This is a genomic window from Flavobacterium seoulense, from assembly GCF_000695795.1.
Taxonomy (GTDB): domain Bacteria; phylum Bacteroidota; class Bacteroidia; order Flavobacteriales; family Flavobacteriaceae; genus Flavobacterium; species Flavobacterium seoulense.
Genome location: NZ_JNCA01000006.1, coordinates 1 through 26,505, shown reverse-complemented (window position 1 = coordinate 26,505; position 26,505 = coordinate 1). Strand labels below are relative to the sequence as shown.

The window sequence follows — 26,505 nt, the reverse complement described above, 5'->3', positions numbered from 1 at the left end:
CTAAAAAACATGAAATCCTTTCAAACACCTTATATAAGGTGTTTTTTTATTTGAAACACATCTATTATCAAATAAACCACAATATTACAACCAGTTAACACTCTCCTTGAAAACTATTTTTCTAATAATTATACAGAGCTAATACTATATAATGAAGCTTATATTCCTAAAAACATAGGCTTTTAAATCTAAATGGAAATTGTATAAAAGTCTCAAAATATCCTGTAATAATTAAAATTTGAAGTTATCGCACCTTTGTAATGTAGCCTAGGAACTACACTAACTTAAATAATTAATAAAAAAACTAGAGTCATGAAAAATCTATTTTTAGCTGGAATATTATGCTTATCATTTGTAAACTTTACAAAAGCCCAAGACTTAGAACCATCAGTAGGTATTAAAGGTGGTGTTAACTTTACTAATTTATATACTGATGATGTTGACGACAACAATATACTAACAAGCTTTAATGCAGGTTTATTTGTCAACTTACCTGTTTCCTCAGCAGTTTCTATTCAGCCTGAGTTAAATTTTTCCCGAAAAGGATCTGAATTAGTCTATGATAATGCTTTTGCCAGCGGAACTACAAAATTAAAACTAAACTACTTAGAATTACCTGTTTTATTAAAACTTAATGTTACCGAAAATTTCAATGTTCATTTTGGTCCTTATGCTGCTTACTTAATTGATGGAAAAGCAACAAATGAAACTGATAATGGTTCATTCAACTTTGAAGAAAATATCGATAATGATGATTTGAATAAATGGGATTACGGATTAGCAGCTGGTATAGGGTTTGACTTTGGTTCAACTTCAATAGGTGCTCGTTACAATTATGGACTTCAAACCATTGGTAAAGAAAGAACTTTTGCAGGAAACACATACACTTTTCCTGACTCAAAAAATAGTGCATTAAGTGTATACATTGGTTTCAAACTTTAATCAATTAATCGTCTAAAAAAATATAATCATGGGAAATATACTCTATTTAGCCGCAGTATTATTAGTGATTTTCTGGGCTTTAGGTTTTTTTGTATACAGTATCGGAAGCTTAATACATATTTTATTAGTAATAGCTGTAATAGCTGTATTAATGCGAATTATTAGCGGAAAAAGTCTTTAAATAAAATTAAAATTTAAAATGTCGAAATTATGAAAACAAATAAAATAATATTAGGATTAATTGGCGGATTAGCTGCCGGAGCTGTTTTAGGAGTTTTATTTGCTCCAGATAACGGTAAAAAAACGAGAAAAAAAATTAGTGATAAATCAAAAGAGCTTAAAGACAATCTAAAAGGTGATTTTGACAAATTACTTGATAAAATAGATCATAAATACCAATCTCTTTCTGAAGACACTCACCGATTATTAAACAAAGGGAAAGAGAAAATAGAAAACGAAATTGCAAATAAAAACTAAGCATTTCAATTTCGCACAGTAAGATAAATTTTGAACTCAACACTTGTAATCATGAAAAATACAATTAAAAATATAGCAATCCTGGCTTTACTATTAGTAGGTTCTACAAAAGCTATGGCACAGGACATCCCAAATGACAGCTACGAACAAAAATTTAAATTAGGTATTGGTGCCTCTGTAGGTTATCCTTTCGATGATCCTTATGATTTAAATGTAGGTGGTGATGTTCGTTTACAATATGATTTATCAAAACAATATTCGCTTACAGCTACAACAGGTTTTAATAATCTATTTATAAAAGATGCTCATGATTTAGGATATATTCCGGCTAAACTAGGTTTTAAAGCCTTTGTTTTAAAAGATAAATTCTATTTAATGGGTGAAGCTGGAGCGGCATTTGCAGTAACCAATAAATTCAATGACAAATCATTATTATTGAGTCCAAGTATTGGATATGCAACAAAATACATCGATATAAGTGTACGTTACGAATACTTACCTGATTTCCCAACTTTAGATAATAACAATAATCTGGATAAAGGATTAGGACAAGTATCCTTACGTCTTGCTTATGGATTTCAACTCTAAAACAACAATCGGGTAGTATTTCTAAATATTACCCGATTAAATTTCCTTAATTAAAATTATCAGAAAATGAAAAACACAAATAAATACCTTGCTTTGCTTGCAATAGGAGTAATTGCAACTTCATGTAAAGACGAAAAAAAAGAAGCTGCACATCAAAAAGTAGAAGAATTTAAAGCCTACGTTGACTCTGTAAACAATGTTGCTACTGAAAAAACCAGCGAAAACTGGGAGAAAATTGAAGCCCGATATGAAAAAATCAAAAGCGAAGCTCAAGAATCTTTGGATAAGTTAGAAAACAAAATGGAATATGATTCTATTGTGAGTAAGACGAATACCAAATATGAAGAATACAAAGCAAAAGTGGCTGCACAAAAAGAAGCTCTTTCAGAAAACACTTTTAGAAACAGCTTATTTACTCAAAAAGTAAATAATGATTTAAATTTTGAATGGGTAAATAAAGATAACATTGCCAATGTGTATCAAAATTTTGTAAATACTGTGGAACAAAACAAAAAATCGTACAGCAGAGAAAACTGGGACGAAATCAAGATTGTTTACGAAGCACTGGATACCCGAAAAAATACTGTTGAAAAAGAAGGTTTATCTTCAAAAGACAATATCAAAATTGCTGGATTAAAAGTGAAATTTTCTACAATGTATACCATTCAAAGAGCATCAGCAAAATCTAGTGAAAATCAAGAGGCAAAAAAATAGCCCACTAAATACTAACTATTTTTTAGTTAGCAAAAAAAGCTTCGATTTATAAATCGAAGCTTTTTTTTAGTTCAAACTGAACTGCAAAACATTTTAAAAAATTATTTCAAATCTAAAAATTCGTAATAAAGCACTTTAGACAAATAAGATGATCTATCCTGATGATCTTGTAAATCATAATCAATCCAGACATTATCAATATTTTTTTCTTTAAAATAGGCATCCCGCAATTGATGATTATAATTCAAATGAATTAAAAATTCGGGTTCAATTCCTTTTCCAACGGCAATATTGTACTTGGTAATAAGATTTCCCCAATTCACAAAACTACACATCAAAATAGCGCCATAACAATACCAAAACATCTGATTGAACAAATAAGCATTTGTTTTTTGTTTAGTAATTTTTACAAAAGAAATTACGAAACCAATTATTGCCAAAATCAAAAAAGCATACACTCCCAACCTTTTATAAGTCAGTCCAAAGAAAGAAACATATTCAGAATTTTTGATTAGTGTACTTATGATTAAAATACCATTTAGAAAAATCCAAATCTTTGCTAATTTTTTAAGTCTGTTCGCTTTTTTATCGAAATTAAATCCTCCTTTAAAATAAAACAAAATTACTCCCAGAGCCATAATACTAGAGAAAATAACAGCGTTTACGCGTTCATGTGTATCTGAACTGAGTTTTGTTTTTTCAACAATTTCAAAAAACTGTTCATAATTATAAGTAGTTATAAAAACCAAAAGCAAAACATTCAAAAGCAGTAAAGTGATTTCTCCACTCTTTCTTTCAAAATCAATATCCAAAAAAGAAAATAAGGGTTGTTTTTTATTTTTTACTTCTTCGCTAAAATCATTTTCTAAGATTTGTTTCTTCTGATAAAAAAAATCAGGTATCCAGTAATTCCAAAAAGTAAACGAAATATAAAATCCTAAACTTGAAATCACAAAAAATATCCAGACATCAATATCGAGATAGTAATCTGTAAACAATGAAGAAAAATGAGCGCTTCCAAAAGAGTAAATCATAAAAAACAGACCTAAAAACAAGGCTGGAATTATAAAAAATGCTATTAACTTTTTAGCAAAATCACTATTTACTTTTCGTTTAGGAATGTATTCGCTAAACATCAATATTCGTCCTAAAGAAGCTATTCCGTTAAGGAAAATTAACGGAATTACTTGTATCATTTTTAGATTAGATTCCTGCGTTTTAAATTGTAAAAAAACAATTGATAAAAACACGGCCAGAAACGAAACAAAATCACCATACCAGGCAAAGGCCAAACACGACAAGACAGAAGTAATCACCAAAATCAAATGCAATCTAGTTGTAAATTTCTCCTGAAAGAAGTAACAAATTAAACCAATTAAGGTCATTCCAAATAAACCTAGATTTAAACCGATGTCTTCTTTGTAAAAAAGCAGTACAAAAACAAAACTGCTCACTAAAATAAAATGTAGTTTTTTCATAATAATTAATTTCAAAAGTACTTTGCAATTCAAAGTTTTTAGATAAAAAAATTTTAGTTATTCGATTTCAACAATTTTTCAAGACTATTCAGGTGTTCATTAAAGGCCGCGCGTCCTCTATTTGTCACCCGATAGGAGGTTTTAGGTTTCTTACCTACAAATTCTTTCTTTATTTCAATATATTCCGATTTTTCTAAGGTAGCAGAATGACTTGCCAAATTGCCATCAGTAATATTCAACAATGTTTTCATTTCGGTAAAATCTATCCAGTCATTGACCATCAAAATAGACATAATCCCTAATCTGACACGACTTTCAAAATCTTTATTTAACTTATCAATAATTCCCATTAGCTGGTTTTTATTTGTATTTTTTGAACATCATTAATCCGTACAAAATATGTAAAACACCAAATCCTAAAATCCAGAAAAACAAACCATACCCAAGATAAAACGCAGCAATAGATCCTAAAACAAGTTGGCAATAACCTAGATATTTAATGTCTGAAAAAGTATATTTCTCAGCATTTACTAAAGCTAAACCATAAAACAATAAGGTTGCTGGTGCAATTATAACATACATTTGATGAAAAATCAATGCCAAACAAAATATTCCTCCAGCAACTAGTGGAATACAAAGATTCAACAACATATTTTTAGTCGTCGAAGTCCAAATAGGTAAATTGTACTTTTTACTTTTTCTAACCGTAAAAAGAATTCCAAACAGTAATGCAAAAATAAAAATTACAATTCCAGTCCAAAAAAGCTCAGATACTAAACTTGACGAAATCGATACACTTTTAGCTTCAAAATAATTGATTCCGTTTTTCTCAAGCAACTGATATGCATACAAACCTCCTATTAATGCTGACAATCCTGCAAAAACTCCAGAAAGTCCGCTTAAGGATATAAATCTTGAAGAACGCTCCATCATAGAGCGAATGTGTAATAAATCTTCCTGATGCTTTTGATTCATAATTAAAGTACTTTGAAAAACAAAGTTAATTAATTTTTAGAAATGACAATCTTAAAGATTGTTTTTTTTTTAATTGAAATGAAAAAATCCCAGCCAAAGAGTTTTATTATCTTTAGTTGGGATTTTATTCATTTTAAACTTATTAATTATTAATTTATAAAAAACATTCGACTAGAATTATCTAGTTTAAGATTAATCGTTCCATCTACAATAACTCCATCAATGTAGGAATCATTAATTAAACTTCCTGACAAAATTTTAGCTCCTTTTTTAGAATTCAAATAAACCTTAGTTTTATCTAATTGCAAATTGATTTTTTCAATATTATTACCATTAAGATGCAAATAAGAATTTTTAGACTCAATATTTACATAAGCAGTTTTATTAAAATCCCAATGGAAATCTGATTTATTCAATTTGACTGATAAACTATCTGCTTGATAATTTTTCAAACTAACATTCGTTTGTTCTTTCGCAATAATAGACTTCACATTTTTACAATAAACTTCGGGAACAATAAACCATTCACCATCTTTTCTTGATTTAACTGCAGAAACAAACAAGGTATCGTTTCTAACTTCAAAAGGAGCAAAATCAGAAACTATATCTTTTTTGTAATTCTGTGAAATACTGGATTCTTTGCCATTTTTCACAATTAGGTAAGCACCTGGTTCAGCTACTACAACCGAAAAAGAATCTATTTTATCCACCTTAGTTATAAAATCAGATTTGTCATTGCCATCATTATAATAGCTCGAACCTATGTATAATAAAGTGATTCCTCCAAAAAGAAAAACCAAAAAAGAAATTAATATAATATTACTTGTTTTCATAATCGTTGCTTTTAATTACAGCTAATAATTCGTTTAAATCGTCACTGTTTAGTTGGAGTAATTTTACTTTTAGAATAAAATCAGGCAAATCCTGACTAAAGAAATTGGATTTCTCATTGGTTTTAATAAGTTCCAAAGCTTTTTCGGAAACAAAAAAACCAACACCACGTTTGTTATCAAAAATTCCTGAGTCTTGTAAATTAGCATAAGCACGCATAACCGTATTATGATTTACCTCAAATTCGGCAGCCAAATCCCGCACCGATGCCACCCGGTCACCAGATTGCAACTGTCCTTCTAAAATTTGCCTACAGAGATTATCTACTATTTGCAGATAAATCCCCTTAGTTGATTTAAAATCCATATTACACCTCCTTTTCTTTTAATTTAAAATAAGCTATTCCTAAAAAGAATATCCAGGGTATTAACGATAAGTATAAAAGAAAGCATTTAGTACTATCTAAACTTTGCGTGACATGAAATGTTTCTAATTTAAGTTTGAAACCCGTAATCTCTGGATAAAAAATATTAGACAGTAACATCGAAAACAAAATGCAGCAACCAAATAAAATTCCCGACACAACTACCGTTTTAATCAAAGCATAACGCTTAAAAAAAGTTGCACCTGCAAAAAGATAAGTTCCATAAGAGAAAAAACCAAAAATCAGGAACAATATTTGCCACATGTCCCATAACTTATCCCCTACACTAATTAAATGTCGAAATTCAAAATAGGGAACTACAGATGGATCAAAAAATCGGGTTCCATTAAGTATTTCAGGAATTAAAGAAGCTTTTGCTAAACGAATAGCAATCCAAAATATCCCTAAGGCAATTGGAATAAATAAAGCTATCCTTAATAAAAACTGAGCTAAAATTTTTTCGAAAGTTGATCCTGGACTTAATAAATAATTAGCTGTTTTAATTTTATCATTTAAATCAGGAAATGCAGTTCCAATAACCACACCAACACCAATCATAAAAAACATAAAGCAAACCGTATAAAAAGCATTAATGGCTCCTTCATGATAATTAAGATTCCATTTATTCATACTTAAAAACCAATAACTCAATAAATAAGTCACAAGTCCCAATCCTAGAATTGTGAGTATGTATTTTGTCTTATTAATTAACAAATCCTGTTTTAACAAAAGACTAAACCTTTTTAAACTAAAGTAATTATTTAACGACATGATTTTCTGGTTTTAAGGTTACTTTATTGATTATTGCATTAAATAACAATTCGATATCTATTTCGGTTTCTTCTAGTTCATTAGCAGGAATTATAATTCGATGCCCTCCTAAACATTTCTCCTGATAAATAGTTGCTTCGCCTGTTAAACTGGCTACAGTTTTGAATTGCAGTTGTTCACTAATTGAGAAAACCGATTCGTTATAAACTATTTTACCTTCATCAAGAACAACAATAGTATCGATTACAGTTTCTATATCTTTTACCTGATGCGTAGATATTAAAACCAACTGCTCATCAGAAACAGAGCTGACTAATATTTTTCGAAACAAACTCTTAGACGGAATATCCAAACCATTTGTGGGTTCATCAAGAATAAGCAAACTGCAATTTGTAGATAAAGCAAAAGCTATCAGAAACTTTTTGCGTTGTCCATGCGAAAGTCCGTTTAGATTTTTTTTAGTTTCTAATTCGAATTGCTGTAAAATGTGATTCATTTTTTCATAATCGAATTTAGGATACAAAGGCGCAGTTGCTTTTATATACAATCCAATAGTGATTGAGGGGAATGAAAATTCCTCAGAAACCATATAGATATCTGATAAAAAATTGGGTGATCTATCAAAAGGTTTGAAATTATTAACCAATAAATCTCCTGTTTGTGGTTTAAGCAAACCAGAAATTAATTGTAATAAGGTTGATTTACCCGCTCCATTTTTACCTAGTAAACCCACAATGCTTCCCTGTTGCTGCTCAAAAGATAAATCAGTAAATAAAGCATCCTGCTTTTTGTACCGAAAAGTTAAATGTTGAATGTTTATCATAATTATATTTTATTAGTGTACTAGTTAAGTAGTTCACAAAGAAATAAAAACTTTTTGAATAAACAACATATTTCACCTTAGAAAAATCTTACTTATTTTAACTCAATAGTCTAAAAACCAAGTATAGCTTAGAAAATCTTCAAAAAAAACTTTCAAATTGCTAAATGAATAAACAATAACTTAACCTTTTGTTGGAAGTCATTTAATATACTTTTTTAGCGAACAAAATACATTTGCAGCTATTAAATAGAATTCAGTTGAAATTTTTCTTTAGCAATTTTCGTCATTTTAGAACACAAATTTTTCTGTCATTTTCATCCATGATTGCCTTAATTGTGGTTTGGTTTATGTTCTACTTATACATCGATCATAAAGTGGATCATTTAGATAATTACACTTATAAAACCTATAGTGTTTCACAGGAATTTGCTTCGAATATTAAAAATTTCCAGACCTTTTTATTATCCGGATACAAGGAAAGTGACTTTTATTTACATCATGAACAAAAGGATTTAAAACGCTATATCAATCAGTTAAAAAACCAAAAAAAAGATACCGATTTACTGATTAAAGAATCCAAAGAATTAAATATTGGTAATAATCCCAAAATGCTAGCTGTTTCTAAAGAAATAGATAATCTTTATAATCTGGTAATACAATTTAAAGAAATAGCATTCATCCGGGGATTTAAAGATTACGGAATTGAAGGTAAAATGAGAACTCATGCTCATTATTTAGAACAAAAATCATCATTAGATAAAATTACATTATTGCAGTTTCGCAGACACGAAAAAGACTTTATGTTACGATCTGACGAAACTTCAATCAAAAGATTTGAAAGCTTATTTTATCAAACACTCAAGGAAACCAATATTGATACTGTAACTAAACAAGCACTCATTGACTACAAAGACAATTTTGAATTTTTACTCAAATTAAGTTCGCAATTGGGAATTTCGGAAAATCAGGGTTTGTATGGCAAAATAAATTACACCAATAAATTCATCGAAAACTCATTTACCCAGATCATATCACACAACAAAAAAAGAATCGATGAACTAAAAGAAACGTTATTTTATGTTCAGTTATGCCAAACCATATTTATGATTGTTATTGTATTACTATTAAGCATCTACATTTCTAAATATTTCACAAAAGACATTCAGCTACTTTCATTAGACATATCAAATTACATAAAATCTGATTTTAAGGAATCTTGTTCGAAATTAAATCACAATTCCACCATTAGAGAAGTCGATTTTTTATTAAAAAGCTATGGTATTTTAAAAGAAAAATTATCCGAAAATATTATTTTCTTAGAAAAGAAAACAGAACAAGCTAATAAAACAGCGACATTCAAAACGCAATTTCTGGCTAATATGAGTCACGAAATCAGATCGCCTCTTAATGGAGTTATTGGAATGCTAAATATGCTTAAAACAAGTAGTTTAAATAGTGAACAAACAGAACATATTGAAATAGCTGAACACAGCGCTAATCATCTTCTAGGTATTGTAAATATGATTTTAGATCATTCTAAAATGGAAGCCGGAAAAATGAAATTAGAATATTATCCTATTCACTTAAATAAAGAACTTTCTAAATTAATTCGCTTATTCGAATACCGGATAAAAGACAAAAACATTAAACTTCATTTTATCTATGATTCTAAAATAAACAATAACATTCTGGGTGACAACTTACGATTACAACAGGTATTGATTAATCTTATTGATAATGCTATCAAATTTACATCAGAAGGAGATGTCAAACTGGAAGTTAATTTATCGAATCAAATAAGAGATATTCAATATCTGGATTTTAAAGTCATGGATTCAGGCATAGGAATTGATGCCGATAAAACCGAACAAATGTTGTTAGCCTTTGAACAAGCCGATTTGACAACCACCCGAAAATATGGCGGAACCGGCTTAGGGTTAACCATTTCGAATCAATTAATTCAGTTAATGGGTGGAAGCAAACTAAACATTGTAGCTCTCGAAACAGGAGGTTCCAGCTTTAGTTTTAAAATACCTTTTAAAATAAATGCCAATAATCCGGTAATTAATATCGAAAACAAAATAGCCTTTCCAAACTCAGAAGATACCATTATCAACAAAGCATTAATTGTCGAGGATAATTTAATCAACCAAAAAGTATTGTATAAGCTTTTAAACAAACTCAACATTCCTTCTGACATTGCAAACAATGGAAAAGAAGCTGTTGCACTTTATGAAAAAAATGATTATGACATTATTTTTATGGATTTACACATGCCAGAAATGGACGGATTTGAAGCAACAGAAAAAATACACAGTTCTACAAAATTCCAAATCAACGCCATACCCATAATTGCTGTTACCGCCAGCGCATTTGACGAAGATAAAGTAAAAGCAATATCTAAAGGCATGGATGATTTTATTACTAAACCCGTTGTTTTAAAAAATCTGGAGGAAACCATTGCAAAGCAAATGCAGCTTCAGATCTAAATTTAAAACCATCTTTTTCGTTTGAATAAAAACACGCCAAATAACGATAGTAAAAAAGAAATCGAAATTACAATCCAAATTCCGTAATGATTGTTTTCTAAATTATTAGGTACATTCATTCCGTACAAACTCGCAATCAAAGTAGGAATCATCAGGATAATCGAAATAGAAGTCATTTGTTTCATAATGGTATTCATATTATTCGAAATCACCGAAGCATACGCATCCATCGTACCTGTTAAGATATCACTGTAAATATTAGTCGTTTCCTGTGCCTGACGCAATTCAATTTCTACGTCTTCAAGTAATTCAGGATCAAAATATTCTCTTTGAGATTTTATATTTTTAATACGATGTAACAAAATATCATTTCCTTTCAAAGAAGTCATAAAGAAAACCAAGCATTTTTCTATTTGCAAAAGTGCCTGCAATTCTTCATTTTTAATAGACTTCTCCAAATTATTTTCGGCAAGTTTGATTTTTTGATTAACTTGTTTCAAATACTTCAAATACCAAACACTGGAAGACAACAATAATTTTAATACTAAATCAAAATTATCTTTAATATTGATTTTTTTACGCTTAGTATAAGCAACAAAATCAGTCAGCATTTCTGTCTCCTGAAAACTAATAGTAACACAAATTTCGCCCTTAAAAACAATACCCACAGGAATAGTTTGAAACGGTAATTTTACATCATTACTCTTAACTGGAATGCGTAAAATAATTAAAGTCCAGCCGTTTTCTATTTCGATACGCGGTCTTTCGTCAATATCTTCAATATCGTTGTAGAACGCTTCAGGAATTTGAAGTTCGCCAAGAAGGTATTTTTTTTCAGCTTTAGTTGGACATTCAACATTAATCCAACAGTTTGGAGTCCAGGTTTCAACTGCAACTAATCCGTCATTATTTTTATAAAATGCTCTCATTATAAAATGCTATAAAAGGGTTGATAGCATTTTGAATAATGTTTCAAATGCTATATTAAAATACTATTTCCGAATAATAATCGTCCATGTGGAAGGATTGTTTTTAAAAGTGCTGCAAAAGTATTCTTTAAATTTAGTTTCGAATGCATTTCGAAGAAAAATTAATCATTTTTTAAGACAAAAAAAGCCTTAAACTTACGTTTAAGGCTATCTCAGCAGAATACTAATTCTGATATTTTATTTACGGCTTCTGATTTTTCGGGCCAAAAGTGTATTTTTCAATAACATTGCAATGGTCATAGGTCCTACTCCACCAGGAACCGGAGTAATGAAAGATGATTTTTTGCTTACACCATCAAAATCAACATCTCCTTTAATTACATATCCTTTTGAATTTGAAGCATCCTCAACACGAGTAATTCCTACGTCAATAATTACAACTCCGTCTTTTACCATATCCGCTTTTAAAAATTCAGGAACTCCTAAAGCAGTGATGATAATATCAGCGTTTTTAGTGTATTCCTCCAGATTTTTAGTACGGCTATGAGTCAAAGTTACTGTTGAATCACCTGGATTACCTTTACGACTCATCAAAATACTCATAGGTCGGCCTACAATATGACTACGGCCAATAACCACAGTATGTTTCCCTGAAGTTTCTACTTTGTAACGCTCTAGCAATTCCATAATTCCAAATGGTGTTGCAGGTAAAAATGTTTCCATTTCCAGAGCCATACGACCAAAGTTAGTTGGATGAAAACCATCAACATCTTTTTGTGGATCGATAGCTAAAAGAATTTTCTCTTCATCAATATGTTTTGGTAAAGGTAACTGAACGATATAACCATCAAGATTATCATCTTCGTTCAATTCTTTGATTTTAGTTAATAATTGCTCTTCTGTTGTTTCTTCAGGCAAAGCAACTAAAGTAGAATCGAAACCAATTTGCTCACAAGAGCGTACTTTACTACCTACATAAGTTAAACTTGCACCGTTGTTACCAACAATAACAGCTGCTAAATGAGGTACTTTTTCCCCATTGGCTTTCATTTTTTGTACTTCGGCAGCGATTTCATTTTTAATGTCTTCCGAAGTTTTTTTTCCGTCTAATATTTGCATCGTTTTTTTAAGTTATGAGTTATGAGCTATAAGTTACAAGTTCTATAAAAACTCATAATTCATAACTCACAATTTATATTTATTTCATTCCTGGCATACCCGGCATTCCACCTGGCATCCCTTTCATTCCGCCCATCATTTTCATCAGATTTTTTCCACCTGGACCTTGCATCATTTTCATCATTTTACTCATTTGGTCAAACTGCTTCATCAACTGATTTACCTGCTCAATTTTAGTTCCGGAACCTTTTGCAATTCTTGCTTTTCTTTTCACATCAATCAAAGCTGGTTTTTTTCTTTCGATAGGAGTCATCGAATAAATGATGGCTTCAATATGTTTGAAAGCATCGTCTTCGATTTCTACATCTTTCATGGCTTTTGAAGCTCCCGGTATCATTCCTACCAAATCCTTCATATTACCCATTTTCTTTACTTGTTGAATTTGAGTTAGGAAATCATCAAAACCAAATTCATTCTTAGCAATTTTCTTTTGTAATTTTCTGGCTTCTTCTTCGTCAAATTGCTCCTGTGCTCTTTCAACTAAGGAAACAACGTCTCCCATCCCAAGGATACGCTCTGCCATACGGTCTGGATAGAAAACATCAATAGCTTCCATTTTTTCACCAGTACCTACAAATTTAATTGGTTTGTTTACTACTGATTTAATAGATAAAGCCGCTCCACCACGAGTATCACCATCTAATTTAGTTAAGATAACTCCATCAAAATTCAAAATATCGTTAAAAGCTTTAGCAGTATTTACCGCATCCTGACCTGTCATCGAATCGACAACAAATAAGGTTTCCTGTGGTTTAATAGCAGCGTGAACACGTGCAATTTCGTCCATCATTTCCTGATCTACTGCCAAACGACCTGCTGTATCGACAATAACTACGTTAAACCCGTTAGCTTTTGCGTGTTTGATTGCATTTTGAGCAATTTCAACAGGATTTTTATTCTCTGGTTCTGAATAAACCTCAACTCCAATCGAGTCTCCTACAACATTCAACTGATTTATCGCCGCAGGACGGTAAATATCACAAGCAACCAAAAGAGGTTTTTTATTCTTTTTTGTTTGAAGATAATTAGCCAGTTTTCCAGAAAAAGTAGTCTTTCCAGATCCTTGTAAACCTGACATCAAAATCACAGATGGTGTTCCTTGTAAATTGATACCTGCAACATCACCTCCCATTAATTCAGTCAATTCATCCTTAACTAATTTTACCAATAATTGTCCTGGCTGTAAAGTAGTTAATACGTCCTGACCTATAGCTTTATCTTTTACACGAGCAGTAAAATCTTTAGCAATTTTAAAATTCACATCGGCATCAAGTAAAGCACGACGAACTTCTTTCAAGGTATCAGCAACGTTTACTTCGGTAATTTTACCGTGACCTTTTAGTATATGAAAAGCTTTGTCTAATTTTTCGCTTAAATTATCAAACATAATATTGTATTTTTTGGAACTGCAAATATAGGATAAACGGTTAAAAGTTAAAAAGTTTAAAGTTTAAAGTTTTAAGACTCCTCTTGTTTTTTTTCTATCTGAACTAAAACTAAAAAGAGGCTAGAATAATCTAACCTCTTTTGACAAAAAAAAATAAAAAAAACCAAGTAATTAAGTTAATGAGTTATGGACATTAATTTAATGTATTGTATCGAAAATAATGACTAATCTTTATTTTCTTAGAATGTTGTATTGCTATTAGCCTGATATGCAAAATTGAATTTGTAATATCCAGCTACAGATGTCATATAATTTGGTTCAGCTGGTGCATCCTTATAGTAACTTAACACTTCAAATTTGGCATATTTACCATCATGTGTTTTTACCACAAATACTTTTCCTGCAATAGGAGCAATAATATGAAGTCCGACAACATTATAAGTATACCAACCATTCCCTCCTCCTGTGGGAATTGCATAAAGTGTAGCTGTATCTTGTTTAAAAGTTTCATTAGCAGGAACAGTTGTTACATTTGCAAATATATCAGAAACAATACTCACTGCTCCTTGCCCAGTTCTTGCTGGCTCTGTGGCATCACTTCCTTTCACGCCTCCATTTACTAAGATTGTAGTACCACGGAAAGCAATATCCCAATCATCAGTAGTTACTACTGCATTTTTAGAAAAACTGAATTTTGTGTATCCACTAGCCGTAGATGGAGCTTCAAGATTAGAAACCGTTTCAGTTTCAGCCACTACTGTTTCATTATCATCATTACTACAAGATGCAGTAAATAGTACTAAAGCTAAAAGTGTCAGTTTTAAAAATTTTGTGTTCATTGTTGGGTATTTAAATAATTATTGATTAAAAATTGTATTGAATTCGTGCAAAAAATTGTCTTCCCGCAAGATTATTAATTTGTCCTGGATTTGTATAATCCAGTAAATTATTAGCTCCTCCCTGAAGCATTAATTTATCTGTAATATATTTTGATATTGATAAGTTAGCCTGAGCATAACCATCCACAAACCTATCGTATTTATCCAGAACAGAATTTCCATTAGAATCAAAAATTCCGTATTTACTGCGATAGAAAACACGTAAATTAATATCGGTTTTAATTTCAGGAAAACTGTAAGCCAACTTAATATTAACAGTATGTTTTGATCTGTTAAATAATCCGAAATAATCTGACTTACTAATTTCAATAGTTCCAGAACCCGGCGGACGCACAAACTTGTGATTATCAAAATCGTCAACCACTGATTTATCTTTTGCGATTAAATATTGATATCCTAAGGACACTGCTATTTTTTTATTAAAAGTATATGTCGAATTATACTCTAAACCATAAGTAAAAATTTCGCTTATATTAGTATAACTAAAAACATTTTGTCCATTGCTTTTTAAAGCCACAACACGTGTGTCTATTAAATTTGAAATCGAATTATAAAAAGCATTTATGTCTAATTTAAACTTGTTCTTTTTATAAAATGTTCCAAAATTGAAATTGATAGCACTTTCGGCTTTCAAAGGAACACTAAAATTCACTCCTGAAGTTCGCAATGCAATTTGTCCCTGAGCTTCTAATTCGTTCAAACGATCTTCGGCAATATTATAACCTAAAACAGTATAGCCAACTTGTGGATTCATAAAATCAAAATACAGCTGACGGAAATCAGGCGCTTTATAACCATATCCTACTGAAGCTTTCAATGAAAAATCATCAGTTATTTTATAATTCGCAGCTAACTTCGGACTCAATTGCGATGCATACGCACTGTGATTATCATATCTAAAACCAGCCAGAATATTCAACTTTTCAGACGGATTGTAATCGTATTGAACGAAAACATACTGAGAATTAAAAGTTACATTTTCAGAAAAATAAGTCCTGTCTAATGTTTCGTGATTAATCCCTAATCCTGCGGTTAACTTATCTTTATTTATTGAAAAAGTCGTTCTAATTTCTGGTCTTAAAAGCCATTGATTATAAAATGCTTTTTCAAAAAGCACATTATTTTCATTTTTTAAAAACGAATCATTTCTATAATTAGTCGCATACAATTCATATTCTGAATAAATTTTCGAATTCCATTTATGATCTAACTTAGCTTGCGAATTCCATTCGTTTTCAGTAGCATCACCTGTATGTCTTTCTGAATCAATTACTGCTTTGTTATCAATCATTTGATAAAAAAAGCGGTTACTTACAGTCAGCTTTAAATTTTCTGAAAAATCATAATATATTTTTGGCTGAATCGTCGTATTGTGAAATTTCTCAATATTCTGTACCCATGTACTCTTATCTAAATCAAATCCATCTGTCGAATAAAAATTGGCAAATAAATTAGCCGCTAATTTTTTCTTTTTCCAAAGAACGTTCCCATTAATATCATTAGTATTAAATGTACCATAACGATAAGAAAGACTGCCATCAACCCCATCATTTTTAGGTCTTTTTGTAATAACATTAATTACTCCTCCCATCGCTTCAGAACCATATAATGCTGATGAAGCTCCTTTAACAATTTCAATCCTGTCAATATTCCCCACAGAAACTCTTGATAAATCCAATACTCCCGAAGTTCTTCCTACCAGTGGCACACCATCAATTAAAATCATGGTATAAGCGGCATCTAAACCCTGCATCTGGATTCCTTCAAAACCACTTTCATCAGGTATCAGGATAACTCCTGTTTGCTCATTCAAAATCTCATTTAATCTGGTAACACCCGTTTTTAAAATAGCTTCAGATGTAATAACGGTCATTGGCAAAGGCAATGTCGAAAGCTTTCTTTGGGTTCTTGTACCTGTCACCACTACTTCTGCAAGTTTCTCGTCAACCGCAATACTATCTTTCATTTGTCCGAAAGCCATACCGCAAAAAAACAAGCTCATAAATGGCGTAATTCTCAACCTCATTATTTTTATTTAATCTTAATAATTTTATGCAAATATATAATTATTTTTATTTGTTCTAAATAAATTATATATATTTGTCGAAAATTTTTTAAACAAGAAAAACAAACATGATTACAAGAAAGAATTATCTAATTGCTGCTCTAGCACTTACAACAGCAATTGGATTTAGTCAGGAAGCCAAAAAAAAGCAAGACATCGAATCAATTAAATCTATGTGTGGCTGCTATGAAGTAAAATTCAATTTTACTGAAACATTCCAATATTCTAAAGATTCTATCAACTATAAACCATCTGCAACTAAACATGAAACTGCCTTAGAATGGATTACTCCATTAGAAGATAATTCAAATAAAATTGTATTACAACATTTACTTATTGCTGGTCCGGATATGATTATCAAACACTGGAGACAGGACTGGGTTTATGAAAACACTGATTTATATTCATTCTATAAAGATGACACCTGGAAATACAGTAAACTCAATAAAAAAGACGTAAAAGGACAATGGACTCAAAAAGTATATCAGGTGGATGACAGCCCTAGATACGAAGGAACTGCGAGCTGGGTTCACGTTGACGGAAAAGACTATTGGGTAAACACCACTGATGCTCCACTACCAAGAAGAGAACATACTAAACGTAATGATTATAATGTTTTAAAGAGAAGAAACATTCATGAAATTACAAAAACAGGATGGAATCACGAACAGGATAACGTAAAACTTATCAGAGATAACGATGGAAAAGATGTCGTTCTGGCTGAAGAAAAAGGCTTAGACATTTATACTAAAGTAGAAGATTCTAAATGCGAGGCTGCTCAAAAATGGTGGGCTGAAAACAAAACGCTTTGGAAAAATGTAAGAGCAAAATGGGATGTTGTTTTTGCTCAAAATAAAGATATTAAACTGGAAGAAAAAGTAGATAAAAAATCACTTTTTACGCATTTGTTTAAATTAAAACCAGATGCTCCAAAAACAGAAAGCGATGCAATAATTGATCGCTTTATAGTAAAATAATAAAAATTTGTGTGTTAGTTTGTTTGAAAAGAGTCGTTAACGAAAGTTATCGACTCTTTTCTATTAATTTGGTTATATAAAATATTACAACCATCTTTTTTTAAACCATTAAGAAAGTTAAGATTTGTAATGCTCTTAAATTTCTTAACTCTCTTAATGGTTATTTTTTATCAGCAGTAATTCATTCACTCATTAAATAAACAAAAACTCTAATTATTCATTACATTCTTTCAGGAACACTAATTCCTAATAAACTAAATGAAGCCGCAATAGTATCGGCTATTTTCTTAGAAAGTTGTACTCTGAATATTTTGTTGTCTAAATTAGCTTCACCAAGAATAGGTACCGCCTGATAGAATGAATTGTATTCTTTAACCAAATCATAGGTATAATTAGCCAATAAAGCCGGACTATGATTTTGTGCTGCATTCTGAATTACTTCAGGAAACAACTCTAATTGCTTTAATAATTCTTTCTCTTTTTCGTGTAAAATTTCAATTTTAGAAACCGAAAAATCAAAATCAGCTTTTCTTATTATCGATTGGATTCGGGCATAAGTGTACTGAATAAAAGGACCTGTATTTCCGGCAAAATCTACTGATTCTTCAGGATTAAACAAAATACGTTTTTTAGGATCTACTTTTAAAATGTAATATTTCAATGCTCCAAGACCAATTGTTTTGTACAATTTCGTTTTCTCTTCGTCTGAATAACCCGCTAATTTCCCTAATTCTTCAGATATTTTTTGAGCCGTATTAGTCATTTCCTGCATTAAATCATCAGCATCAACTACAGTTCCTTCACGAGATTTCATTTTTCCAGATGGTAAATCTACCATTCCATAAGACAAATGAAATAGATTGTCAGACCAGTCGAATCCTAGCTTTTTCAAGATTAAGAACAATACTTTAAAGTGATAATCCTGCTCATTACCTACGGTATAAACCATTCCGCCTACATCCGGCATATCTTTTACACGCTGAATAGCGGTTCCAATATCCTGAGTCATATAAACTGCTGTTCCGTCAGAACGCAATACAATTTTTCGATCTAAACCTTCATCAGTCAAATCAATCCAAACTGAACCATCAGGATCTTTTTCGAAAATTCCTTTCTCTAATCCCATTTGGACTACGTCTTTTCCTAACAAATAGGTATCGCTTTCGTAGTAATAACTATCAAAATCAACACCCATAGTTTTATAAGTTGCAGCAAAACCATCATAAACCCATTGGTTCATGGTTTTCCAAAGTGCAATTACCTCTTCATCACCAGCTTCCCATTTCAATAGCATTTCCTGTGCTTCCAGAATAATTGGTGCTTGTTTTTTAGCTTCCTCTTCAGTTTTTCCCTCAGCGATTAATTGGTTGATTTCTTCTTTATACGCCTTATCAAAAGCTACATAAAAATTTCCCACTAATTTATCACCTTTTAATCCCGTAGATTCAGGAGTTTGGTCTTTTCCAAATTTCTGCCAAGCCAACATTGACTTACAGATATGAATTCCACGATCATTGATAATTTGTGTTTTATATACTTTTTTACCTGAAGCTCTCAAAATTTCAGCTACAGAATACCCTAAAAGATTGTTACGCACGTGACCTAAATGCAGCGGCTTATTAGTATTTGGCGAAGAATATTCGACCATTACCGCTTTGTCTTCCGGATTTGGAGTAACAAAACCGTATTTAACATCATCTTTAATTCCGTTGAAAAAATTCAGATAATGAGCATCAGAAATAACAATATTCAGGAACCCCGAAACAACATTAAATTTACTTACCTCAGCTACATTTTCGACTAAATAGTTTCCTATTTTGTTTCCTAATTCAACAGGATTACTTTTTGTGATTTTCAACAAAGGGAAAATCACCATAGTGATATCGCCTTCAAATTCCTTACGTGTCGCCTGAAATTCAATTTTATCGATGGTAATATCAAATAAAACCTGAATTGCATTTTGTATAGATGGTGTAAGCGTTTGAGATAATGTCATTTTTATTGCTTTTTTTTAATGGCTGCAAATATAGGTATAATGACCCAATTGAGGAAAAGTGATTTTGAAAAAGGTCATGAGTTATAAGTTATGAGTCATCCGTTTAAAAAAAGAAACGAATAACACTTAACTAACAACATTTAACTTCGATAAAATTACCATTTAATAATAGCACTTGCCCAGGTAAATCCACTGCCAAAAGCAGCCAAAACTACAGTATCTCCTGATTTTATTTTTCCTTTTTCCCAGGCTTCCGTTAAAGCTATTGGAATAGAAGCTGCTGTAGTGTTTCCGTATTTTTGAACATTATTATAAACCTGATCATCATTCAGCTTAAATTTATTCTGAATGTACTGCGAAATCCTCAAATTAGCCTGATGCGGAATTAACATATCAATATCAGAAACTTTCAAATTATTAGCTTCTAAACCCTCATTAATAACTTCGGCAAAACGAACCACCGCATTTTTAAATACAAATTGTCCATTCATATGCGGAAAATAACTTTCATCATCAGGATCATTATCTGCTAAAATATCATTAACCCAGCGACCGCCCATTCCCGGCGCTGTTAATACTAATTCTTCGGCATGAATTCCTTCAGAATGTAAATGAGTCGACAAAATTCCTTTCGATAAATCTTCTTCACGACTTAAAATAGCTGCTCCTGCTCCATCTCCAAAAATCACCGAAACGCCACGTCCGCGAGTTGTCATGTCTAAACCCGAAGATTGTACTTCGGAACCAATGACCAAAATGTTTTTGTACATTCCTGTTTTGATGTATTGATCAGCAACCGAAAGTGCATAAACAAAACCCGAACATTGATTACGAACATCCAAAGCGCCAATGGTTTTTAAACCTAAATCCCGCTGTACTAAAACACCAGGTCCCGGAAAATAATAATCCGGACTTAAGGTTGCAAAAACAATAAAATCGATGTCATCTTTATCAATTCCTGCGCGTTCAATAGCAATTTTAGCTGCTTTTACGCCCATAGAAGTGGTAGTATCTTCTCCCGGAATAATATGCCTGCGTTCTTTAATTCCGGTTCTTTCCTGAATCCATTCATCATTAGTATCAATGATTTTTGACAAATCATCATTCGTAACCACATTAGAAGGCACATAAAAGCCTAAACCCGAAATTTTTGAATGGTACATAGCTTGGTTGTTTAATTTAAAAGAAGTTGTTTTTTAATAATAACTACAAATTACAACTTTTTAAACAAACAAAAACAATTCTGCTAATTTATATTAAATGGAGACTAGGAAATCATCAGCCTGACTTCCTTATTGATTTCTAAAGCAGATTCATGTTCGAAAAAAATAACTTTTCTGTCAAAAACAGCTTTGATAAGATAATAACCACCTTTAAAATAAGATTGTTTGACTACTACATTCATCAAACCATTTTCGGCAACTTTTAATTGATGAGGATATAACAAAACCAATTCGTCTAAATCTTCATCAACAGTAATAAGTTGGGATAATTTGAGTTCGTTTACTTCACCAAAAAGCGAAGCAACATATTTATTAATTGGATTATTGTATAAATCCTGAGAATTAGCTTTATCGACCATTTTGCCGTTTTGCAACACAATGGTTTCATCTGCAAATGAAAGTGCATCGGTACTGTCATGTGTAGCCACAATTACAGTAATCCCCTGTGATTTTAAGTAAGCAAACAAGTTACGTCGCAACGCATTTTTCCTGAAATTATCAATATGACTAAAAGGTTCGTCAAGCAATAAAACTTCGGGTTCTAATGCCAAAACTCTTGCCAAAGCCACACGCTGCTGCTGACCGCCGCTTAGATATTTTGCTTTCACATCGGCATATTCAGTCATTTCTACGATTTCGAGTAATTCCTGAACACGCGCTGCTTTTTGATCCGGAAACATATTCGACAAATATTTCCCTACATTCTCTGCCACTGTGATATAAGGCATCAGGTCAAAATCCTGGGATAGATATTTCATAAAAGGCATTCCGGGAACCAAATTAAAACTGGTTCCTAAAACTTCTGTATCATTCCAAAAAATTTGTCCTTGGTCTAAATCATACAATCCATAAATCAACTTCAGTAAAGTACTTTTTCCGCAACCGCTTTCGCCAATTACAGCAATATTCTGTCCTTTTTCTACTGTAAAATAAATGTTTTGAACCACTGGTTTTTCGGTATAACCAAAGGAGATATTTTGAACTTGAAGCATTAGTATGAATTGTTATTTTTTTGGATTGCAAAGATAGATTTCTTTGGTATAAAATTTTAGAAACTTAGAAATATCTTTATCTCTTTTTCTTTTTTGCTTGATCAAAAAAGAAACAAAAAAATCAAGTCTTACACTTCCTCGTCGGTCAAATTAGTTTTCGAACGCTAAAAGAAAAGAACTCGCTATCGCTCAAACAGCTTTTCTTTTTTCGCATTCTTCAAACATTTGACACTCGCCTGCTGAAGCAAAGGACAATTATGACATAGAGAAAATAATCTGCTAAAATCCCGTTTTATCTGCATGTATTTTTTTATCACATAAAGACAAAAAAAGTCGTTCCGAATAAACGAAACGACTTAAAATATGTTTTAAAAAAGCTACTTATTATTTAGCTGCTTCTTTTTCAGCATCAGCTTTCATTTTAGCATTAGCTACAATTGCAAACTCTACACGACGGTTTTGCGCTCTTCCATCTACAGTACCATTATCTGCAATTGGGTCAGCAATCCCCATTCCCTGAATTGTAAAACGGCTAGAAGCAAGACCTTTAGCAACTAAGTAACTTCTTACTGAATTAGCACGCTCACCTGAAAGTTTCAAGTTATAATCAGCCGAACCTGTACTGTCAGTATATCCATAAATAGCAATATCAGTATCAGGATATTCGTTAAAAACCGTAACTAATTTATCTAAGTTAGTTTTTGCAGTCGCAGTCAAAGTCGATTTATTAGTATCAAAACGTACTGCATTTTCTTTTAAAACTAATTTAATTCCTTCACCTACTCTTTCCACCTCAGCACCTGGAATTGCCTGATCGATTTGTCTGGCTTGTTTGTCCATTTTGTTACCAATAACTCCACCGGCAACTCCACCTACAACTCCACCAATAACAGCTCCCATAGCTCCTTTTCCACCTTTTCCAAGGTTATTACCTAAAATTCCTCCTAAGATCGCTCCACCTGCAACTCCTATTGCAGCGCCTCTTTGAGTCTTATTTGTATTTTTTACTGCCTCACAGCTTGTGAATAGCGAACCTAAAACCAATACAAAAGCTAATGTTAATACCGATATTTTTTTCATAATTATGTTTTTTTTTAAATTTACTTTCTACTAAATTAATTTACACGTTGAAATTGATAAACTACATTGGTTAATTTTCCTCCCACATCGATTCTGTCAATCAATTGGAATGAGCTATCAGTTAAATTAGCTACGTTTAAAACATAACCTTCTCTAACTCTTTTAGCTTTTTCACCTGCATCTAAAATTTTCAAAACAAATTCTCCATTCGAATTTACAAACCATGTAATTGGAGAACTAAAAACAGGACAATCATACTTCGTCAAAGCCATTGTACCTTTGTTATTATTTGAAACAAATTTCCAGGTACTTCCTTCGAAACATTTTGAATCAGCTAATTGAAAAGAATTTACTTTAATGTATTCTGATCCCGGATAAGAAACAGAACTAATTACCCAATTTCCTTTTACTCCGGTTTGAATTCCTCTATCTAATTTAGTGGCAGTAACCGAAGATGTCTTACAAGAAAATAATGCTAGCGAAAGCGCTGCAACAAAAAATATTTTTTTCATCGTTTCTCATTTTAATATTAAACGTAGTACAAATATACAATGCAATTCAGTTAGATTATTTCAAAATTCAACAATTTTATTTCAAAATTCACAATCAAGACAATTTGTCACCCTGATTCGAATTGGTACTTTATTTGAATAAAAGCCTAACAGATTGTAAAACACTATAAATAAATTTTAAATATGACAACTGGAAAAATTAACGTGTCGGTGGAAAATATCTTTCCATTAATTAAAAAGTTCTTATACAATGATCACGAGATCTTTTTACGTGAATTAATTTCGAATGGAACAGATGCAACATTAAAATTAAAACATCTTACCAATATTGGCGAAGCCAAAGTAGAATATGGCAATCCAATACTTGAGGTAAAAATTGACAAAGAAGGCAAAAAACTGCACATCATCGATCAGGGAATCGGGATGACAGCTGAAGAAGTGGAAAAATACATCAACCAACTGGCTTTTTCAGGTGCCGAAGAATTCTTAGAAAAATACAAAGATACTGCTAAAGATTCAGGAATTATTGGTCACTTTGGTCTTGGTTTCTATTCTGCATTTATGGTAGCATCTAAGGTTGAAATCATTACAAAATCATACAAAGACGAGCCGGCAGCACACTGGATTTGCGACGGAAGTCCTGAATTCTCATTAGAGCCAGCTGACAAAACCGATCGTGGAACAGAAATCATCCTTCACATTGCCGAAGATTCTTTAGAATTCTTAGAAGATTCTAAAATCACTGGATTATTGAATAAATACAATAAGTTCATGCCTATTCCAATTAAATTTGGAACAAGAACTGAAACTTTACCAAAGCCAGAAGATGCTCCTGAAGATTACGTTAATGAAACTGTTGAAACTGACAACATCATCAACAACCCAAATCCGGCATGGACAAAACAACCTGCTGATTTAAATGACGAAGATTATAAAACGTTCTACCACGAATTGTATCCAATGCAATTTGAAGAGCCATTATTCAACATTCACTTGAATGTAGATTATCCGTTCAACCTTACCGGAATTTTGTATTTCCCAAAATTAGGTTCGGATATGCAAATTCAAAAAGACAAAATCCAATTGTACCAAAATCAGGTTTTTGTTACTGATAACGTAGAAGGAATTGTTCCTGAATTCCTGATGATGCTTCGCGGAGTGGTAGATTCTCCGGATATTCCTTTGAATGTTTCCCGTTCAGGATTACAGGCTGATGGTGCAGTGAAGAAAATTTCGAACTACATCACTCGTAAAGTAGCTGATAAATTGAAATCATTGTTCAACGAAAACAGAGCTGATTTCGAATCAAAATGGAACGACATCAAAATCGTTTTAGAATACGGAATGCTTTCAGAAGATAAATTCTATGAAAAAGCAGGTGCTTTTGTATTGTACCCAACGGTAAATGACAAATATTACACGCTTGAAGAATTAAAGGAAAACCTAAAAGACAAGCAAACTGACAAAGACGGAAAACTGGTAGTTCTTTATGCTGGAAACAAAGAAGCACAACACGCTTACATTGAAACTGCCGAAGCAAAAGGATACGAAGTACTATTGTTAGACTCGCCAATTATTTCGCATTTAATTCAAAAATTAGAAAACGACAATCAAAACCTGACTTTTGTTCGTGTAGATTCTGATCATATTGATAACTTAATCAAGAAAGACGAAACTACTATTTCTAAACTTTCTGATGATGAAAAAGAAAGCTTAAAAACATCGTTAGAATCGTTTATCCCAAAAACATATACGGTACAACTAGAATCTTTAGACAGTCAGGCAGCTCCATTTATCATCACGCAACCGGAATTCATGCGTAGAATGAAAGAAATGAGCCAAACTGGCGGTGGCGGAATGTTCGGAATGGGCAACATGCCGGAAATGTACAATTTAGTAGTAAATACTAATTCCCCATTGGCATCCACTATTTTGAGCACCGAAGATAAAACAGCTCAGGAAAGCTTAGTAAAACAAGCTTTAGACTTAGCTAAATTGTCACAAAACTTACTAAAAGGAGAAGCTTTAACTGCTTTTGTAAAACGTAGTTTTGAGTTGATAAAGTAGTATCAAGTAAATAGAATTAAGTACCAAGACCTGCAAGTGAAAACTTGCGGGTCTTTTTTTGTTTTAGGGTAAATCCGAATATTTATTTTGTAAGAATATTTTAGTACATTTAACCCTTTAATTTATAAAACTAATCTTCTAATAATACACACTTAAAAAAGAATCTATTATGAAACGCTTCTTAATCTTAATAATAATAGTTCTATTTTCATCTTGTAATACTTATTATTACATTTCCAATACTGAAGATATTTATTTGTATAATAGACCAGATAAAAATGATTTAGGCAAAGAAACTATATTAATTCCCAAAGGAACATACTATTATACGACTATAGTAAAAAAACAATTTAGAAAAGCTAAATTTGGAAATTTAAAGGGATATCTTTTTAATCCCTATTATAACAATCCATATTACACTCCAAATTCAAAAGTTACAGTTTCTAATACATTAAAAAATAATTCAACAAATAATTACTCATCTACAAGCTATAGTCGCCCTAAAACAGTAAACGTTAAAGGCTATTACAGAAAAAATGGAACATATGTAAGACCACATACTAGAAGCGCCCCCAGAAGAAAGTAATTCTTAATAGAGCGGATTTCTAATCCGTTTCCACAACAATAAGCAACTTTGCCGAGTTACTGGATGAGATTCCTCATTCTTCGGAATGAACTGTGCTAAAA

Annotated in this window: 26 protein-coding genes; 9 read left to right on the top strand and 17 right to left on the bottom strand. The window is 31.6% G+C overall.

From position 1 onward, the window contains the following. Positions 1-312: 312 nt before the first annotated feature. The 5 genes from FEM21_RS03095 (at position 313) to FEM21_RS03080 (ending at position 2,721) form a co-directional block, all read left to right on the top strand. On the top strand, positions 313-942 hold the full coding sequence (locus FEM21_RS03095) for a porin family protein (RefSeq protein ID WP_035657671.1): 630 nt from the start codon (positions 313-315) through the stop codon (positions 940-942). A gap of 28 nt (positions 943-970) precedes the next feature. Further along, entirely contained in the window at positions 971-1,123 is a 153-nt protein-coding gene (locus tag FEM21_RS16475; protein ID WP_152547362.1) for a lmo0937 family membrane protein, read from the top strand. A 29-nt stretch (positions 1,124-1,152) separates the two neighbouring features. Beyond that, on the top strand, positions 1,153-1,419 hold the full coding sequence (locus tag FEM21_RS03090; protein WP_035657670.1) for a YtxH domain-containing protein: 267 nt from the start codon (positions 1,153-1,155) through the stop codon (positions 1,417-1,419). 51 nt (positions 1,420-1,470) lie between these two features. Beyond that, positions 1,471-2,007 (top strand): hypothetical protein, encoded by a 537-nt coding sequence (locus FEM21_RS03085; RefSeq protein WP_035657668.1) that lies wholly within the window; start codon positions 1,471-1,473, stop codon positions 2,005-2,007. 66 nt (positions 2,008-2,073) lie between these two features. Continuing rightward, the gene (locus FEM21_RS03080; protein WP_035657666.1) at positions 2,074-2,721 is read left to right on the top strand and encodes a hypothetical protein; all 648 of its coding nucleotides are present in this window, start codon (positions 2,074-2,076) and stop codon (positions 2,719-2,721) included. Positions 2,722-2,822: 101 nt separating this feature from the next. Here FEM21_RS03080 and FEM21_RS03075 read toward each other — a convergent pair whose 3' ends face one another. The 7 genes from FEM21_RS03075 to FEM21_RS03045 form a co-directional block, all read right to left on the bottom strand. Next, a complete protein-coding gene (locus tag FEM21_RS03075; RefSeq protein WP_035657664.1) occupies positions 2,823-4,199 on the bottom strand; it encodes a DUF4153 domain-containing protein in 1,377 nt (458 codons plus the stop codon). A 53-nt stretch (positions 4,200-4,252) separates the two neighbouring features. Next, complete coding sequence (locus FEM21_RS03070) at positions 4,253-4,549, bottom strand: winged helix-turn-helix domain-containing protein (protein WP_035657662.1); 297 nt, start codon at positions 4,547-4,549, stop codon at positions 4,253-4,255. Positions 4,550-4,559: 10 nt separating this feature from the next. Then, a complete protein-coding gene (locus FEM21_RS03065; RefSeq protein ID WP_035657658.1) occupies positions 4,560-5,174 on the bottom strand; it encodes a hypothetical protein in 615 nt (204 codons plus the stop codon). A 149-nt stretch (positions 5,175-5,323) separates the two neighbouring features. After that, positions 5,324-6,007 carry a hypothetical protein gene (locus FEM21_RS03060; protein WP_035657655.1) on the bottom strand — a complete coding sequence of 228 codons (684 nt, stop codon included), beginning with the start codon at positions 6,005-6,007 and terminating at the stop codon, positions 5,324-5,326. Beyond that, positions 5,994-6,371 carry a GntR family transcriptional regulator gene (locus tag FEM21_RS03055; RefSeq protein ID WP_035657652.1) on the bottom strand — a complete coding sequence of 126 codons (378 nt, stop codon included), beginning with the start codon at positions 6,369-6,371 and terminating at the stop codon, positions 5,994-5,996. The genes FEM21_RS03060 and FEM21_RS03055 overlap by 14 nt, the downstream gene beginning before the upstream one ends. A gap of 1 nt (position 6,372) precedes the next feature. Next, positions 6,373-7,200 (bottom strand): hypothetical protein, encoded by an 828-nt coding sequence (locus FEM21_RS03050; protein ID WP_152547361.1) that lies wholly within the window; start codon positions 7,198-7,200, stop codon positions 6,373-6,375. Next, positions 7,187-8,023, bottom strand: coding sequence for an ABC transporter ATP-binding protein (locus FEM21_RS03045; RefSeq protein ID WP_035657646.1), 837 nt, complete (start codon positions 8,021-8,023; stop codon positions 7,187-7,189). Before FEM21_RS03045 ends, FEM21_RS03050 begins: the two co-directional genes overlap by 14 nt. A 320-nt stretch (positions 8,024-8,343) precedes the next feature. Between FEM21_RS03045 and FEM21_RS16135 the strand changes: the two genes are divergently transcribed. Continuing rightward, a complete protein-coding gene (locus FEM21_RS16135) occupies positions 8,344-10,512 on the top strand; it encodes a response regulator (protein WP_051627468.1) in 2,169 nt (722 codons plus the stop codon). 2 nt (positions 10,513-10,514) lie between these two features. Here FEM21_RS16135 and FEM21_RS03035 read toward each other — a convergent pair whose 3' ends face one another. From FEM21_RS03035 to FEM21_RS03015, 5 genes are all read right to left on the bottom strand, one after another. Then, the gene (locus FEM21_RS03035; protein ID WP_035657644.1) at positions 10,515-11,441 is read right to left on the bottom strand and encodes a magnesium transporter CorA family protein; all 927 of its coding nucleotides are present in this window, start codon (positions 11,439-11,441) and stop codon (positions 10,515-10,517) included. A gap of 237 nt (positions 11,442-11,678) precedes the next feature. Continuing rightward, positions 11,679-12,560, bottom strand: coding sequence for a bifunctional 5,10-methylenetetrahydrofolate dehydrogenase/5,10-methenyltetrahydrofolate cyclohydrolase (locus tag FEM21_RS03030; protein ID WP_035657642.1), 882 nt, complete (start codon positions 12,558-12,560; stop codon positions 11,679-11,681). Positions 12,561-12,639: 79 nt separating this feature from the next. Continuing rightward, positions 12,640-14,007, bottom strand: coding sequence for a signal recognition particle protein (ffh, locus tag FEM21_RS03025; RefSeq protein WP_035657641.1), 1,368 nt, complete (start codon positions 14,005-14,007; stop codon positions 12,640-12,642). Between the two features lie 239 nt (positions 14,008-14,246). Next, a complete protein-coding gene (locus tag FEM21_RS03020) occupies positions 14,247-14,846 on the bottom strand; it encodes an HmuY family protein (protein WP_035657639.1) in 600 nt (199 codons plus the stop codon). Between the two features lie 25 nt (positions 14,847-14,871). After that, the gene (locus tag FEM21_RS03015) at positions 14,872-16,932 is read right to left on the bottom strand and encodes a TonB-dependent receptor plug domain-containing protein (protein WP_035657637.1); all 2,061 of its coding nucleotides are present in this window, start codon (positions 16,930-16,932) and stop codon (positions 14,872-14,874) included. Positions 16,933-17,039: 107 nt separating this feature from the next. Here FEM21_RS03015 and FEM21_RS03010 point away from each other — a divergent pair, with 107 nt between their 5' ends. Further along, entirely contained in the window at positions 17,040-17,948 is a 909-nt protein-coding gene (locus FEM21_RS03010; protein ID WP_035657634.1) for a DUF6607 family protein, read from the top strand. 220 nt (positions 17,949-18,168) lie between these two features. On the opposite strand, the gene argS is transcribed toward FEM21_RS03010, so the two are convergent. The 5 genes from argS to FEM21_RS02985 all read right to left on the bottom strand — a co-directional run bounded on the left by argS (position 18,169) and on the right by FEM21_RS02985 (position 23,751). After that, on the bottom strand, positions 18,169-19,944 hold the full coding sequence (argS, locus tag FEM21_RS03005; protein ID WP_035657633.1) for an arginine--tRNA ligase: 1,776 nt from the start codon (positions 19,942-19,944) through the stop codon (positions 18,169-18,171). Positions 19,945-20,099: 155 nt separating this feature from the next. Continuing rightward, the gene (locus FEM21_RS03000; protein WP_035657630.1) at positions 20,100-21,107 is read right to left on the bottom strand and encodes a 3-oxoacyl-ACP synthase III family protein; all 1,008 of its coding nucleotides are present in this window, start codon (positions 21,105-21,107) and stop codon (positions 20,100-20,102) included. Between the two features lie 104 nt (positions 21,108-21,211). Beyond that, positions 21,212-22,159, bottom strand: a complete 948-nt coding sequence (locus tag FEM21_RS02995) for an ABC transporter ATP-binding protein (RefSeq protein ID WP_035657627.1) — start codon at positions 22,157-22,159, stop codon at positions 21,212-21,214. Positions 22,160-22,543: 384 nt separating this feature from the next. Further along, positions 22,544-23,239 (bottom strand): OmpA family protein, encoded by a 696-nt coding sequence (locus FEM21_RS02990; RefSeq protein ID WP_035657624.1) that lies wholly within the window; start codon positions 23,237-23,239, stop codon positions 22,544-22,546. A 35-nt stretch (positions 23,240-23,274) separates the two neighbouring features. After that, on the bottom strand, positions 23,275-23,751 hold the full coding sequence (locus tag FEM21_RS02985; protein ID WP_035657622.1) for a lipocalin family protein: 477 nt from the start codon (positions 23,749-23,751) through the stop codon (positions 23,275-23,277). 183 nt (positions 23,752-23,934) lie between these two features. Here FEM21_RS02985 and htpG point away from each other — a divergent pair, with 183 nt between their 5' ends. Beyond that, positions 23,935-25,818 carry a molecular chaperone HtpG gene (gene htpG / locus FEM21_RS02980; RefSeq protein ID WP_035657620.1) on the top strand — a complete coding sequence of 628 codons (1,884 nt, stop codon included), beginning with the start codon at positions 23,935-23,937 and terminating at the stop codon, positions 25,816-25,818. A gap of 169 nt (positions 25,819-25,987) precedes the next feature. Beyond that, positions 25,988-26,404, top strand: coding sequence for a hypothetical protein (locus FEM21_RS02975; protein WP_152547360.1), 417 nt, complete (start codon positions 25,988-25,990; stop codon positions 26,402-26,404). Positions 26,405-26,505: the final 101 nt, after the last annotated feature.

What these genes read in the sequence shown, in the direction of transcription:
- FEM21_RS03015 (WP_035657637.1), bottom strand. Translation starts at nt 16,932, where the DNA reads ATGAGGTTGAGAATTACGCCATTTATGAGCTTGTTTTTTTGCGGTATG.
- FEM21_RS03060 (WP_035657655.1), bottom strand. Translation starts at nt 6,007, where the DNA reads ATGAAAACAAGTAATATTATATTAATTTCTTTTTTGGTTTTTCTTTTT.
- FEM21_RS03010 (WP_035657634.1), top strand. Translation starts at nt 17,040, where the DNA reads ATGATTACAAGAAAGAATTATCTAATTGCTGCTCTAGCACTTACAACA.
- FEM21_RS02975 (WP_152547360.1), top strand. Translation starts at nt 25,988, where the DNA reads ATGAAACGCTTCTTAATCTTAATAATAATAGTTCTATTTTCATCTTGT.
- FEM21_RS02985 (WP_035657622.1), bottom strand. Translation starts at nt 23,751, where the DNA reads ATGAAAAAAATATTTTTTGTTGCAGCGCTTTCGCTAGCATTATTTTCT.
- FEM21_RS03085 (WP_035657668.1), top strand. Translation starts at nt 1,471, where the DNA reads ATGAAAAATACAATTAAAAATATAGCAATCCTGGCTTTACTATTAGTA.
- FEM21_RS02990 (WP_035657624.1), bottom strand. Translation starts at nt 23,239, where the DNA reads ATGAAAAAAATATCGGTATTAACATTAGCTTTTGTATTGGTTTTAGGT.
- FEM21_RS03020 (WP_035657639.1), bottom strand. Translation starts at nt 14,846, where the DNA reads ATGAACACAAAATTTTTAAAACTGACACTTTTAGCTTTAGTACTATTT.
- FEM21_RS03055 (WP_035657652.1), bottom strand. Translation starts at nt 6,371, where the DNA reads ATGGATTTTAAATCAACTAAGGGGATTTATCTGCAAATAGTAGATAAT.
- FEM21_RS03045 (WP_035657646.1), bottom strand. Translation starts at nt 8,023, where the DNA reads ATGATAAACATTCAACATTTAACTTTTCGGTACAAAAAGCAGGATGCT.
- FEM21_RS03075 (WP_035657664.1), bottom strand. Translation starts at nt 4,199, where the DNA reads ATGAAAAAACTACATTTTATTTTAGTGAGCAGTTTTGTTTTTGTACTG.
- FEM21_RS03080 (WP_035657666.1), top strand. Translation starts at nt 2,074, where the DNA reads ATGAAAAACACAAATAAATACCTTGCTTTGCTTGCAATAGGAGTAATT.
- FEM21_RS03090 (WP_035657670.1), top strand. Translation starts at nt 1,153, where the DNA reads ATGAAAACAAATAAAATAATATTAGGATTAATTGGCGGATTAGCTGCC.
- ffh (WP_035657641.1), bottom strand. Translation starts at nt 14,007, where the DNA reads ATGTTTGATAATTTAAGCGAAAAATTAGACAAAGCTTTTCATATACTA.
- FEM21_RS16135 (WP_051627468.1), top strand. Translation starts at nt 8,344, where the DNA reads ATGATTGCCTTAATTGTGGTTTGGTTTATGTTCTACTTATACATCGAT.
- FEM21_RS03000 (WP_035657630.1), bottom strand. Translation starts at nt 21,107, where the DNA reads ATGTACCATTCAAAAATTTCGGGTTTAGGCTTTTATGTGCCTTCTAAT.
- FEM21_RS03065 (WP_035657658.1), bottom strand. Translation starts at nt 5,174, where the DNA reads ATGAATCAAAAGCATCAGGAAGATTTATTACACATTCGCTCTATGATG.
- FEM21_RS03030 (WP_035657642.1), bottom strand. Translation starts at nt 12,560, where the DNA reads ATGCAAATATTAGACGGAAAAAAAACTTCGGAAGACATTAAAAATGAA.
- FEM21_RS16475 (WP_152547362.1), top strand. Translation starts at nt 971, where the DNA reads ATGGGAAATATACTCTATTTAGCCGCAGTATTATTAGTGATTTTCTGG.
- FEM21_RS03050 (WP_152547361.1), bottom strand. Translation starts at nt 7,200, where the DNA reads ATGTCGTTAAATAATTACTTTAGTTTAAAAAGGTTTAGTCTTTTGTTA.
- FEM21_RS03035 (WP_035657644.1), bottom strand. Translation starts at nt 11,441, where the DNA reads ATGAGAGCATTTTATAAAAATAATGACGGATTAGTTGCAGTTGAAACC.
- FEM21_RS02995 (WP_035657627.1), bottom strand. Translation starts at nt 22,159, where the DNA reads ATGCTTCAAGTTCAAAATATCTCCTTTGGTTATACCGAAAAACCAGTG.
- argS (WP_035657633.1), bottom strand. Translation starts at nt 19,944, where the DNA reads ATGACATTATCTCAAACGCTTACACCATCTATACAAAATGCAATTCAG.
- htpG (WP_035657620.1), top strand. Translation starts at nt 23,935, where the DNA reads ATGACAACTGGAAAAATTAACGTGTCGGTGGAAAATATCTTTCCATTA.
- FEM21_RS03070 (WP_035657662.1), bottom strand. Translation starts at nt 4,549, where the DNA reads ATGGGAATTATTGATAAGTTAAATAAAGATTTTGAAAGTCGTGTCAGA.
- FEM21_RS03095 (WP_035657671.1), top strand. Translation starts at nt 313, where the DNA reads ATGAAAAATCTATTTTTAGCTGGAATATTATGCTTATCATTTGTAAAC.